The organism is Cobetia sp. 5-25-4-2 (assembly GCF_013374075.1).
Classification (GTDB): domain Bacteria; phylum Pseudomonadota; class Gammaproteobacteria; order Pseudomonadales; family Halomonadaceae; genus Cobetia; species Cobetia marina.
In genome coordinates this window covers 482920-495432 of the sequence record NZ_BLWK01000002.1, presented here as the reverse complement: position 1 = coordinate 495432, position 12513 = coordinate 482920, and the positions used below count along the sequence as shown (strand labels likewise).

The following is a 12513-nucleotide window of genomic DNA, read 5'->3' as shown; positions in this document are numbered from 1 at the left end:
CCATGACGGCAGGAATCGAAAAGGAAATCGCCAGTGAATAAACGCAAGTTACTGCTTCTGGGCGCCATCGTCGCTGCCATCGTGGTCTTCTTTGCCAGTGGGGCACAGGACTACTTCACTCTGCAGAGCCTCAAGGCCAGTCAGTCGGAATTTCAGGCACTCTTCGAGGAATCGCCGTTCAAGGTCGCGGGTACCTTCTTCGTCGTCTACGTGGCAATGGCGGCACTCTCGCTGCCGGGTGCGGCATTGCTCACCCTGCTGGGCGGCGCCCTGTTCGGGTTTGGCTGGGGTCTGTTGTTGATCTCCTTCGCCAGTACCATCGGTGCCACCCTGGCCTTCCTCATCTCCCGCACGCTGTTGCGCGAAAGCATCGAGAAGCGCTTCCGTCGTCAGCTGGAATCCCTGAATCGCGGGGTCGAGCGTGAAGGCGGCTTCTATCTGTTCACGCTGCGTCTGGTGCCGGTCTTCCCGTTCTTCATCGTCAATCTGGTGATGGGCCTGACCCGCATGCGTGTGGTCACCTTCTATGTGGCAAGCCAGCTGGGCATGCTCGCCGGTACCGCCATCTACGTGAATGCCGGTCGCGAGCTGGGCCAGCTGGAGTCGCTGTCCGGCATCCTCTCGCCGGGGCTGATCGCCTCCTTCATCGCGCTGGGCCTGTTCCCGCTGATCGCCAAGAAGATCGTCGGCGTGCTGCGCAAGCGCAAGCAGCAGGCGGCCTTCGACAAGCCGAAGACCTTTGACTACGACATGGTCGTCATCGGTGCCGGTTCCGCAGGGCTGGTGACCAGCTATATCGCCTCCGCCGTCAATGCGCGTGTCGCGCTGATCGAGCGCCACAAGATGGGCGGTGACTGCCTCAACACCGGCTGTGTCCCCTCCAAGGCGCTGATTCGTGCCGGGCGTGCGGCTCATGAGATTCGTCAGTCCCAGCGCTTCGGGATCACCGCCAATGAGCCGGAAATCGACTTCGCCAAGGTGATGGGGCATGTGCAGGACGTGGTCGAGAGTGTCGAACCGCATGACAGCATCGAGCGTTACGAGAGTCTGGGCGTGGAAGTCCACACCGGCAACGCCAGACTCAGGACGCCCTGGGAAGTGGAAGTCGATGGTCGCGTGCTGACCACGCGCAACGTGGTGATCGCCACCGGTGCCCGCCCGCGTGTTCCTGCGATCCCCGGTATCGAGCTGATCACGCCGCTGACCTCTGACAATCTGTGGGATCTCAGGGTGCAGCCCAAGCGTCTGGTGGTGCTGGGCTCCGGCCCGATCGGCATGGAACTGGGGCAAAGCTTCGCGCGCCTGGGCAGTCACGTCACCATCATCGAGGGTGCCCCGCGGGTGATGCCGCGTGAAGACGAGGAAGTCAGCGCGCTGATGCACGAGCAGCTGGCCGGTGAGGGCGTCGACCTGCGCATCAATTCCACCGCCACGCGCATCGAGGTGCTCAAGGACAAGGACAGTCAGCCGATGCGCCATCTGGTCGTGAGTTCTCCCGACGGCGAGGAGAGCTGGATCGAGTTCGACGAGCTGCTGGTGGCCATCGGACGCGAAGCCAACGTCGAAGGCTTCGGTCTGGAAGAGCTGGGCATCGCAGTCTCCGAGCGCGGCACCATCGATGTCTCCGAGTCGCTGCAGACGCTGCAGCCGAACATCTGGGCGTGTGGCGATGTCGCTGGCCCCTATCAGTTCACCCATGCGGCAGGTCATCAGGCATGGCACGCCGCGGTCAATGCACTGTTCGGCGGCCTGAAGACCTTCAAGGTCGATTACCGCATCATGCCGATGGTCACCTACACTGAGCCGGAAGTGGCGCGGGTCGGCCTCAACGAGACCGAAGCCAAGGCGCAGGGCTATGACTATGAAGTGACCCATTACGAGATGGGCGAGAGTGACCGTGCCCTGGCCGAGCGTGCGACGGAAGGCTTCGTCAAGGTGCTCACCGAGAAGGGACGCGATCGTATCCTGGGCGTGACACTGGTCGGTGCCTATGCGGGGGAATGGCTGGCGGAGTTCACCATGGCGATGAAGCATGGCATCGGTCTCAACAAGATCCTGTCCACCATCCATCCGTATCCGACACTGTCCGAGGCCAACAAGGCGGCAGCAGGCATGTGGAAGAACGCCCACAAGCCGGAAGGCGTGCTCAAGGTGCTGGATCGTTACTTCACCTGGCGCCGCAATGGACGCTTCGAGCCGACCAAGACACGCCAGGCGGATGACGCCACCCCTCCCGTGACGGTCGACAAGCACTGATCCTTTCCCATGCCGTGAACCTGCTCGTTCAGGGTCGCGGCATCTTGCTATCAGGAGAAACCTCCATGGCTACGACATGTCTGCCGGGGAGACGTCGCGCACTGGCATTGATGGGTGGGTCACTGGTGTTGATGGCCGGCATGAGTGCCATGCCCTGGGCCACGTCACTGGCGTACGCCGCCGATGCCGCCAAGGGGCGGGCAGTGCCGATGCTGGCTGCACTGGAGTGGAACGTGATCGCCGACAAGGCACGCGGTCAGCGCATCGACTTCCACGCCTGGGGCGGGAGTGAAGCCACCAACGCCTATCTGCGCGCCCAGGCAGAGATCGCGGCACGTGAGCACGGTATCGAGGTGCGTCACGTCAAGATTGCCGATACCGCCGAGAGCGTCTCGACCTTGCTGGCCGAGAAGGCGGCGGGGCGCAGTGATGGCAGTATCGATGTCATCTGGATCAACGGCGAGAACTTCCGCGCGCTCAAGCAGGCCGAGCTGGTGTGGGGACCCTTCGTCGAACGCCTGCCCAACAGCGAGTATCTGCTCGAGGAGATCGGTGCGCGTGACTTCGGGCTCGCCACCGAGGGAATGGAGGCACCATGGGGGCGTGCCCAGCTGATCTTCATGTACGACAGTGCCTTGCTGGAATCGCCGCCACGCTCGATGCGGGCGCTGTTGGACGTGGCGAAGGCCAACCCCGGGCGCGTGACCTATCCGCAGCCACCGAGCTTTCATGGCACCACCTTTCTCAAGCAGGCGTTGCTTGAGTTGATGCCGGGTGAGCAGCGTGAGCTGCTGGCTGCGCCGGTGGCGAGTGATGCTCTGTTCGCTGAGGTGACCGCACCGCTGTGGGACTATCTCGATGCCCTTCATCCGCTGATGTGGGCGCAGGGCGAGCGACAGCCAGCCGGCGCCGAGGAGCAGATGAAGCTGCTGGCTCAGCGCAGTGTCTGGATCGCGCTGACCTTCGTGCCCCAGGAAGTGGCCAATGCCCGTCAGGAAGGGCGGCTGCCACCGACCATTGAGCCGTATATCCATGACGGCGGCACTCTCGGCAATGTGCACTATCTGGCGATTCCGGCCAGTGCGCCTCACAAGGCGGCCGCATTGGTGTGGGTCAACCAGCTGATGTCCGCCGAGGCACAGGCCGCCAAGGCGGACCCCTCACGCTGGGGTGACGAGACGGTGCTGGACGTGACGCGCCTGCCGGCGGCAAAGCGCGCTGCCTTCGACGCCTTGCCGGAGCTTGCGGGTGGCATGTCGTCCGAAGCGCTGGGCACGCCGCTGAGCGAGCCGCATCCCAGCTGGACCGATGCACTGGAGGCCGAGTGGGCGCGACGCTATCGCAACTGACGCAATGGCTTGCCGAGCGCTGGCGCGCTGAGCGCCCGGCGGGGCGCCTGGCATTGACACCGGCTCGCCTGCTGCGTTGGGCGGTACTGCTGTTGTTGCTCGGCCCCACGGCGCTGGGACTGGCAGGACTGGTCGCACCGGCATTCGGGCTGTGGCCGGCGCTTGGCTTCGAGGAGGTCTCGGCGATCGCCTGGCAGCGCTGGTGGGCCTTGCCGGGACTGGCCGACGGACTGCGTCTGACCCTGGTCAGCGGCATCGGCGGCACGCTGCTGGCGGTACTGCTGACCATGGGCTGGCTGGCCGCGGCCGCCGGTACCCGTTTCGGCGAGCGCCTCGAACGTCTGCTGGCACCGGTGCTGGCGATGCCGCATCTGGCGCTGGCTCTGGGGCTCTTGTGGCTGGCCGCCCCCAGCGGCGTGCTGATGCGACTGCTGCTGGCACCCTTCGAGGTGCTGGTCCCCCCGCAATACCCTCTGCCGGACGCGCATGGCATCACGCTGGCGCTGGGACTGGCACTCAAGGAAGCGCCGTTTCTGATGCTGATGGCCCAGACGGCGCTCTCGCGTCTGCCGGTCACCGCGCAACTGCAGGCGGGCCAGGCGCTCGGCTACAGCATCCCCCAGCTGCGCTGGCGAATTCTGATGCCGCAGGTGATGCGGGCCATCGCCCTGCCCATCGGTGCCGTGCTGGCCTATTCGCTGGCGGTGGTGGATGTCGCTCAGGTACTGGGGCCGACACGTACGCCGACCCTGGCGGTGCGTCTGGTCGAACTGTGGCGTGACAGTGACCCGAGCTCACGTCTACCGGCCAGTGTCGGGGCACTCCTGCTGGCACTGCTGGTCATCGTGGTGATGGCGCTGGGTGCCGCTGTGGGACGTTATCTGTTGAATCGCCATCGTGACTGGGTGCTCGACAATCCTGCACCTCGGGCAGCAGCACGCCCGGGACGCCCGGGACGCCCGGGACGCCCGGGGCGCAAGGGGCAGCGCGGGCGCGTGATCCGCGTCCTGCTCGGCACGGTGACGGCAGTCTCGCTGCTGGCCTTTGCCGTGATCGCCGTTCAATCGCTGGCCAGAAGCTGGTTCTTCCCGTCACTGCTGCCGGCTCGCTGGGGGCTGGAAAGCTGGCAACAGGCGCTTTCAGGACTGGGTGGGGCCTTCAGCAACAGTCTGTGGCTCGCCGTGCTGGTCGCCACCCTGGCGGTGATGCTCAGTGTGGCGGTCTTCGAGCGTGAGCGTGAGGTGGGTCGCCTGCGAGGCTTCGTGGTGTGTCTCTACCTGCCGTTGCTGCTGCCTCAGGCAAGCTTCCTGTTCGGTTTCCAGGTCGGCTGGCTGAGCCTCGGCGCGGATCCGGGCTGGGTGGGGGTGGTGATCGGCCATCTGCTGTTCGCCTTGCCCTATGCCTGGCTGACGCTGGCCGGCCCCTGGGCCCGCTTCGACGTGCGCCTCGAGCAGGCAGCACGACTGCTGGGGCGCTCGCGGCTTGAGGTGCTGATCGGCATCCGGCTGCGCTTGATGCTCAGGCCTCTGGCCATCAGCTGGGCAGTGGCCTTCGCGGTCAGCATCGCGCAGTACGTGCCGACGGTGGTGCTGGGCGGTGGACGCGTCCCCACCCTGACCACCGAGACGCTGGCGCTGGCCACGGGGGCGGATCCTCGCCTGACGGCGGTCGCGGCCTGTCTGCAGGCCTGTCTGCCGTTGCTGATCTTCCTGCTGGCGAGAGCCGTGCCTGCCGGGCGCGCGCTGGCACCGATACGTGGCTGACGCCTGACACCTTCCCCATTCAATCATTCTGGAGTCGATGAAGCATGCTGGACAAGTGGACCTCACGCTGGGTACAGCCACCCCTGAAGCGCCTGGCACGTAGCGCAGCGGAACGCGGTCTGCATCCTGACCAACTGACGCTGGCTGGCTTCGTCATTGGCATGCTGGCATTGCCGCTGCTGGCCTATGGGCAATTCGGGCTGGCACTGATCGCGATCCTGATCAATCGGGTGGTGGATGGGCTGGATGGTGCCCTGGCGCGTCATGCGGGCTTGAGCTCGGACGCCGGCGGCTTTCTGGATATCTGTCTTGATTTCCTGTTCTACGCCGCCGTCGTGGTGGGCTTTGCACTGGCAGACCCGGCCACCAATGCCATGCCGGCCGTGGCGTTGCTGTTCGCCTTCGTGGGCACGGGATCCAGCTTTCTGGCCTTTGCCATCATGGCGGCCAAGCACCAGCTGGAGCGACCCAATTTCACCCGCAAGGCCTTCTATTATCTGGATGGCCTGACAGAAGGCACCGAGACGATCGGCTTCTTCGTGCTGGCCTGTCTGATGCCGCAACATTTCGCATGGCTGGCGTGGATCTTCGCGGCGGCATGCATCCTGACCACGCTGACGCGCGTATGGGGAGGGTATGTCACCTTGCGGGCCCAGGACCGCAGCGAGCAGCACGGCACCGACCCGGACTGATACGTGCCAAGCGCGGTACCTGGCCCTGCAGGTGACTCGTCCCGTCATCTTTTTTCATCGCGTTGTTCAAGCGCTCCGGAGTCTTGCCAATGAAAACCACTTCCCGTCAGTTGTCTTGCTTCCTCCCCATGCTCGCGGCAGTCGCCTCCAGTGGCCTGCTGGCGGCGGCGATGCCCTCCGCGGCGCTGGCGGCTGACCAGACCTTCACGCCGGCCGAGATTCTCGCCTGGGGCGAGAAGACCTTCGAAGGCCAGACCGCGTATCGCGTGGTGGAGCGCGAAGGCCGGCCCGCTCTCGAGGCGCGTGCTCAGGGCCAGGCGTCCGCGCGCTATCTGGAGCAGGATATCTCGCTCGAGGAGACGCCCTATCTGAAATGGTGCTGGCAGGTGGACAGCATCTATCCGGGCGTGAACGAGAAGACCAAGGGAGGGGATGACTACCCGGCGCGCCTCTATGTGGTCAACAAGACCGGCATCCTGCCGTGGCAGGTAGAGGCCATCAATTACGTCTGGTCCAGCAATGAGGCGAAGGACAGTCATTGGGACAATGCCTTCACTGACCGCGCCGTGCTGCTGGCGGTGGAGTCCGGTGATAAGAAGGTGGGGCAGTGGGTCGCCGAGGTACGCGACCTGCGTGCCGACTACTCGGCGCTGTTCGGTAGCACGCCAGACGAGATAGCCGGGCTTGCGTTGATGGCTGACGGTGACAATGCCGGAGGCGACGCCACGGCGCTGTTCCGTGGGCTGAGCCTTTCCAGTGATGCCACGCCGCCCAGCTGCGGCGCCTGATCTGCAGAGCGAATCTCCGGGAAGCCTCATCACAGACAGCATCATCAGAACCGGGCCTCAGAACTGGGCCTGAGAACCAGGTTTCAGACATGAAAAAGCCCCGCGACCGAGAATTCGGTGGCGGGGCTTCAGGTTCAGGCGTCACACATTCTCGTGTGAAGCACTCATCGGGCGACAGGGCCACCCGATGAGGGAAGGGGCGGAGCTTAGTGCTCCACGCCACCTTCACCGTGAACGTGGCCGTGTTCCAGCTCTTCGGCGGACGCTTCGCGCACGTTGGTGATCTCGACGTCGAAGTTCAGGGTCTCACCGGCCAGCGGGTGATTGCCATCGACAGTGACGGTGTCGCCTTCGACCTTGGTGACGGTGACCATCAGCGGGCCACCCTGGGTCTGTGCCTGGAACTGCATGCCGGCTTCGATCTCTTCGACGCCCTGGAAGGCTTCACGCGGCACTTCCTGCACCAGCGCTTCCTGGACATCACCGTAACCTTCTTCCGGAGAGACAGCGACTTTCAGCTTGTCGCCGGAAGTCTTGCCATCGAGTTCCTTCTCGAGGCCCGGAACGATGTTGCCGGCACCGTGGATGTAGGCCAGCGGCTCACGGCCTTCGGAGCTATCCAGCACTTCACCTTCGTTGTTGGTGAGGGTGTAGTGGAAGGATACGACGGCATTCTGGGCGATTTGCATGTTGAGGGCCTTTCGATAGGTATATGAACGGTCAATGGTAACGTGACCCTGAGGTGGCTGTCAGGGGGCTACGAGGAAAAATCCCGCGTATCGCGTGGCTTGCAGCTTGTTGAACAGCCATCCTGCAGGGCATGTCATCCACGTCACCGTGTCTTGAAATACTAGGTGACGCCCTGAAGGAGGCTTTTCAACCCGGTCCCTGAATTTTTTCTTGCCTGTTGCCCCGGGTGAGACTACACGCCTGCGCGAGCTTCCAGGGCGGGAAGGCGACGGGCATGGAGGAGAGAGGGGCTTGAGGGAAGATTGAGGGAAGAAGGAAAGGGGAGGGACAGGAGAGAAGAAAGAGGAGAACAGGAGAGAAGAAAGGGGAGCTGGCCGCGCTTCGCTCTACGAGGCAGGGCAACTTCAGGCGCCAATCACGGTCTCATGACCAATGACCGACAATGGTTGGTGCTGTCCGCTTGCGAGGGCATCGGGGGGCCGTTACTCTGCCTGTTCAGACTGCGAATTCTGACGCGGGCCTTTCGTTACCGGCTCCGCTCGCAAGGTCTGCCCCGTGGCCGCTGGCGGGAAACGACAATCACATGTTCCATGCGACCCTATCTTTCAGGAGAGAATTTCGATGACCGTGACACTGATCTGGCTGGTGAGCTTCGCCGCGCTCTTCATGCTGTGCTTGAACCGTTGGGAGGGCTCGCTGGGTGCCACCGTCAAGCGCATCCTGCCGGATGCCCTGAGCATCGACAGCGGTGATCGCTATGTCTGGGGCGCAGCGCTTGCCGTGCTGGGCGCTACTTTCATCGTCAACCCCATTTCCATGCTGATGGCGCTGATCATGCTGGCACTGATCGCCTTCATCGGCGGCAAGCTGATCTGCTGGGGCATGAGCAAGGTCAAGATGCACTGATCTGCCTTTATCATCCCGGGAGGCTTCAGTCCGCGTGTGACGCGCTGATCCGTTGCCTCCCACGGACACACGAAGGCCGGGCATCTGCCCGGCCTTCGTGTGTCTGGCACGCCTGTTCTCACCGGCGGTCTCTGGTCTTCACAGCCAGGTGGAGAGCGTGATGGAGCCGAACTGATCGCTTTCCTGTTGGGTCTCGAATTCGTGCGTGCGCCAGACGTTGACGAAGGCGAGCTGCCAGCGCTGCCAGCTCAGGGCAAAGCCGAGCTGGACATCTCCTACCAGCGGGCGACGGTCCACCGAGTCACTGTCCTCAAAGCTGTTGCCGTCCAGCAGCATGTTGCGCGCCACGGCACGGCCTTCCAGATTGGCGAACAGATACCAGGCGAATTCACCATCCGGCTCGAAATACTGACGCCCACTCTGGGAGGGAGCGACGGTCGGGATGCCGTAGCTGCGTGACAGTCCCTGGCCGATGCGCACACCGCCCCCCACGCCAGCGTAGGTATACAGGTTGCCCAGCGCCATCGAGGCAGAGGGGCCGTACTCCATTTCTAGGCCCCCCAGGCTTGCCGGCAGCCACAGCTGGCTCTGCCAGCCGGCATTGACCACGGCTTCATTGTGAAGCTGATGGTCCCAGCCCTGCGGGTCATCACTGCCGGTGATCTCGTGGACTCCCTTCTGCGCCTTCTCGGCACCTGAGGCGGGACCGACGATGCCGAGATCCAGATTGAAGGTATCGACCCGTCGCCAACCCTCTCCCTCTTCACCGGCGAACAGCGAAAGGCCACCGAACAGATAGCCCGCATAGGGGCGATCATCCTCGTTTGGTTGCTCGCGAGTGATGTCGTTGGGGGTATAGATCTGCTGTCCGAAGCGATAGGCCGTGGCATCCAGACGTGCAGCGCTGAAACCGGGCACCCAGTCGGCGAAGGCGCGAGACCAATGCTGATCCGGTGTCGCGAAGGTATAGCTCAGCGCAAACCCATTGGTGTAGTGGCCGTCATCGCCGGAGGCGAGAAGGTCATTCTCGACCTTGAGAGACAGCACGCCACCCTCGTCCTCGTCGGCTTCCACGATGGGGGCCAGCGCCACCGCGCCGAGCATGATCAGCGCCAGCCCCAGCCGTCGCGTGGAGAAGGCGGGAGCCATCTGCGGGACATGGCGGGTGACGATAGCCGTACACGGACGCTCATCACCAGAACAGCGGTGTCCGTGGGAGGAACAGGTCAAGGATGACGCGCTGCAAGGCGTCTGGCGGGCGCTCTGAGGAGAATCTGTAGGACGGGCAGTGACGGGACGCATCGCAACTCCTGGGACGAAAAGTTGTACACAGAGTCTAGTTAAGCTGCATGTGTATAACTTTGCACAAAAAATCACGATTTCATAGCCTGTTAATCAATAGATGACCAATGGATCACTCCGTACGGCGCGCCGCTCATGCGTGAGGAAGAGAAAGAGAGAGCAAGGGCAAGAGAAAGAGAAAGAGAAAGAGAAAGAGAAAGAAAGAGGAAAATATCGATACGCCAGCGTCAGGCGCGTGCGAGGGGCCAGGCAAGCGCATGAATACCGGGAAGGCGAGGGCAGCAAGCAAAGCCGCAAAATGGCAGGAGCCTCTTGAGTGCAGAGAGGCCTGCAACAGAAGTCGTTCAGGGAGGGGAGACACTGAATGGCTGGCACCCGGCAAGGGCACCAGCCATCAAGAGGATCAATACGGGGCGACGCTCAGGTTGGCACCGTAGCCGACCAGGCGGACACGCTGGCCAACCGAGAAGGCGGTATCGGCCTTCTGGACGACGATGAGGCTGTCGCCAGCATCGCGGCGCACCTCGATCTCATAGGCATCGATCTGGTCGACGTTGTCGGCGATCGACTTGCCCGCGACGCTACCGCCGATGGCACCGGCGGCGGTCGCGATCGCGCGGCCGGAACCGCCACCGATCTGGCTGCCGAGCAGGCCGCCGACGACGGCGCCACCCAGGCCGCCAAGCACGCCGCTGCCTTCATCCTGTGCCTGGATCTGCACCGGGCGCAGCGAGGTGATGGTGCCGTAGCTGACGGACTGTGCGCGCTTGGCCTGATCGCCGGTATAGACGTTGCCGGAATAGATATCGCTGTTCGCGCAGCCACCCAGTGTCAGCAGGCCAATGGCGATCACTGGCAACCAGCGTGCCGAGCGTTTCGCGTCAGGACGTCGTTGTGAGTGGGTCGGGAAGCTCATGATGTATTTCCTCGCAGGAAGCGGTGCAACATTCGGTTGTGATGAGGTCATGGGGTGTGGAGGCCGATGACGACGGATGAGAGAAGCTGGCTGGCACGTCCGTTGGCCGCCACCGTGTCGTTGCGCTGTCGAGGGCCGAGGCAATGCCCCCGTGACAGTGCAAGAACACTGTTTCCTAACAGTATAGACCACGTCGCCATTCTCGGGTTCCCCTGCACGCCATCCCGGACGGGAGCACCCGTGCCACTGTTGCGTCGCGCCCCATGCACCGAATTCTGGAACGACGAAGACACGCAAGCCCGCGTGAACGGGCTTGCGTGTCTTCGGATGGTGACCCTCGGTCAAGTCTCTGTCTCGCCGAGGGTTGTCTGCTGTCTGCAGGGAAGTGCTGAGATCAGAACTGGTCTTCCTCGGTAGAGCCGGTGAGGGCGGTGACGGAGGAGTTGCCACCCTGGATGACATTGGTCATGTCATCGAAGTAGCCGGTGCCGACTTCCTGCTGGTGTGCCACGAAGGTGTAGCCCTTCTCGGCGGCGGCAAATTCGGCTTCCTGTACCTTCTCGACGTAGTGCTTCATGCCTTCGCCCTGGGCGTAGTCGTAGGCGAGATCGAACATGTTGAACCACATGTTGTGGATGCCGGCCAGGGTGATGAACTGGTACTTGTAGCCCATGTCCGAGAGTTCCTGCTGGAACTTGGCGATGGTGGCGTCGTCGAGGTTCTTCTTCCAGTTGAAGGAAGGCGAGCAGTTGTAGGCCAGCAGCTGATCCGGGTATTCCTTCTTGATCGCTTCCGCGAAGCGGCGTGCTTCCTCGAGGTCCGGCTTGGCCGTCTCGCACCAGATCAGGTCGGCGTAGGGCGCGTAGGCCAGACCGCGTGCGATGGCCTGATCCAGGCCGGCATTGACGCGATAGAAGCCTTCGTCGGAGCGCTCGCCGGTCAGGAACGGCTTGTCGTAGTCGTCGACGTCAGAGGTGATCAGGTCAGCGGCGTTGGCATCGGTACGCGCGATGACCAGCGTCGGCACGCCGGCCACGTCAGCGGCCAGACGCGCGGCGACCAGCTTCTGCACCGCTTCCTGGGTCGGCACCAGCACCTTGCCCCCCATGTGACCACATTTCTTGACTGACGCCAGCTGGTCCTCGAAGTGCACGCCGGAGGCGCCCGCGCGGATCATGGCGGTCATCAGCTCATAGCCGTTGAGTACGCCACCGAAGCCGGCCTCGGCATCCGCCACGATGGGCGCGAAGTAGTCGACGAAGCCGGCATCGCCCGGATTGGCCCCTTTCTGCCATTGGATCTGGTCGGCGCGACGGAAGGTGTTGTTGATGCGCTTGACCACGGTCGGCACGGAATCCACCGGGTAAAGGGATTGATCCGGGTACATGGCCTCGCTGGTATTGTTGTCAGCGGCGACCTGCCAGCCGGACAGGTAGATGGCTTCGATACCGGCCTTCACCTGTTGCATGGCCTGGCCACCGGTCAGGGCGCCAAGACAGTTGACGTAGCCCTTCTTGGCATCACCATTGACCAGTTTCCAGAGCTTTTCGGCACCACGCGTCGCCAGGGTGTTGGCTTCCTGGACGGAGCCGCGCAGGCGCACCACATCCTCTGCGGAATACGGGCGTGTCACGCCTTCCCAACGTGCATTTTCGGCCCAGTCCTTTTCCAGCGCTGCAATCTGTTCGGCACGTGATTGAGTCATGGTGCATCTCCTGATGGCTTCGTCGCAGGGCCTCGAGGGCGCCTGGCATGTCGTGGTGTCTTGTGTCTGTTGCCGTGTCATCTAGTGAATCAGGGCGGGACCTGGTCAGAAACTGGCGTGCGGAAATGTCGTGAGACCCTCCGGGC

Annotated in this window: 10 protein-coding genes; 6 read left to right on the top strand and 4 right to left on the bottom strand. The window is 63.3% G+C overall.

The genetic code is table 11. The features are described from left to right. Nucleotides 1–33: 33 nt before the first annotated feature. From HXS65_RS06985 to HXS65_RS06965, 5 genes are all read left to right on the top strand, one after another. Nucleotides 34–2256 (top strand): FAD-dependent oxidoreductase, encoded by a 2223-nt coding sequence (locus tag HXS65_RS06985; RefSeq protein WP_077375383.1) that lies wholly within the window; start codon nucleotides 34–36, stop codon nucleotides 2254–2256. Between the two features lie 65 nt (nucleotides 2257–2321). Then, on the top strand, nucleotides 2322–3605 hold the full coding sequence (locus tag HXS65_RS06980; RefSeq protein WP_255304443.1) for an ABC transporter substrate-binding protein: 1284 nt from the start codon (nucleotides 2322–2324) through the stop codon (nucleotides 3603–3605). After that, nucleotides 3581–5368, top strand: a complete 1788-nt coding sequence (locus HXS65_RS06975) for an ABC transporter permease (protein ID WP_176493512.1) — start codon at nucleotides 3581–3583, stop codon at nucleotides 5366–5368. The genes HXS65_RS06980 and HXS65_RS06975 overlap by 25 nt, the downstream gene beginning before the upstream one ends. A 44-nt stretch (nucleotides 5369–5412) precedes the next feature. Continuing rightward, a complete protein-coding gene (locus tag HXS65_RS06970) occupies nucleotides 5413–6060 on the top strand; it encodes a CDP-alcohol phosphatidyltransferase family protein (RefSeq protein ID WP_077375377.1) in 648 nt (215 codons plus the stop codon). A gap of 89 nt (nucleotides 6061–6149) precedes the next feature. Then, complete coding sequence (locus HXS65_RS06965; protein WP_255303145.1) at nucleotides 6150–6848, top strand: DUF3047 domain-containing protein; 699 nt, start codon at nucleotides 6150–6152, stop codon at nucleotides 6846–6848. Nucleotides 6849–7054: 206 nt separating this feature from the next. Here the strand turns inward: HXS65_RS06965 and HXS65_RS06960 are convergent, their stop codons facing one another. Further along, nucleotides 7055–7537: a peptidylprolyl isomerase gene (locus tag HXS65_RS06960; protein WP_065392558.1), complete on the bottom strand. Its 483-nt coding sequence runs from the start codon at nucleotides 7535–7537 to the stop codon at nucleotides 7055–7057. A 622-nt stretch (nucleotides 7538–8159) separates the two neighbouring features. Between HXS65_RS06960 and HXS65_RS06955 the strand changes: the two genes are divergently transcribed. Then, nucleotides 8160–8444, top strand: coding sequence for a hypothetical protein (locus HXS65_RS06955; protein WP_077375371.1), 285 nt, complete (start codon nucleotides 8160–8162; stop codon nucleotides 8442–8444). A 138-nt stretch (nucleotides 8445–8582) separates the two neighbouring features. On the opposite strand, the gene HXS65_RS06950 is transcribed toward HXS65_RS06955, so the two are convergent. The 3 genes from HXS65_RS06950 to aceA form a co-directional block, all read right to left on the bottom strand. Beyond that, complete coding sequence (locus tag HXS65_RS06950; protein WP_217622059.1) at nucleotides 8583–9593, bottom strand: lipid A deacylase LpxR family protein; 1011 nt, start codon at nucleotides 9591–9593, stop codon at nucleotides 8583–8585. A gap of 556 nt (nucleotides 9594–10149) precedes the next feature. Continuing rightward, nucleotides 10150–10662 carry a glycine zipper 2TM domain-containing protein gene (locus HXS65_RS06945; protein WP_077375365.1) on the bottom strand — a complete coding sequence of 171 codons (513 nt, stop codon included), beginning with the start codon at nucleotides 10660–10662 and terminating at the stop codon, nucleotides 10150–10152. A 394-nt stretch (nucleotides 10663–11056) separates the two neighbouring features. Beyond that, complete coding sequence (gene aceA / locus HXS65_RS06940; RefSeq protein WP_077375362.1) at nucleotides 11057–12367, bottom strand: isocitrate lyase; 1311 nt, start codon at nucleotides 12365–12367, stop codon at nucleotides 11057–11059. Nucleotides 12368–12513 lie beyond the last annotated feature (146 nt).

Coding starts and splice junctions, on each gene's coding strand:
- HXS65_RS06980 (WP_255304443.1), top strand. CDS start 2,322: ATGGCTACGACATGTCTGCCGGGGAGACGTCGCGCACTGGCATTGATG.
- HXS65_RS06970 (WP_077375377.1), top strand. CDS start 5,413: ATGCTGGACAAGTGGACCTCACGCTGGGTACAGCCACCCCTGAAGCGC.
- HXS65_RS06965 (WP_255303145.1), top strand. CDS start 6,150: ATGAAAACCACTTCCCGTCAGTTGTCTTGCTTCCTCCCCATGCTCGCG.
- HXS65_RS06960 (WP_065392558.1), bottom strand. CDS start 7,537: ATGCAAATCGCCCAGAATGCCGTCGTATCCTTCCACTACACCCTCACC.
- HXS65_RS06955 (WP_077375371.1), top strand. CDS start 8,160: ATGACCGTGACACTGATCTGGCTGGTGAGCTTCGCCGCGCTCTTCATG.
- HXS65_RS06950 (WP_217622059.1), bottom strand. CDS start 9,593: ATGGCTCCCGCCTTCTCCACGCGACGGCTGGGGCTGGCGCTGATCATG.
- HXS65_RS06945 (WP_077375365.1), bottom strand. CDS start 10,662: ATGAGCTTCCCGACCCACTCACAACGACGTCCTGACGCGAAACGCTCG.
- aceA (WP_077375362.1), bottom strand. CDS start 12,367: ATGACTCAATCACGTGCCGAACAGATTGCAGCGCTGGAAAAGGACTGG.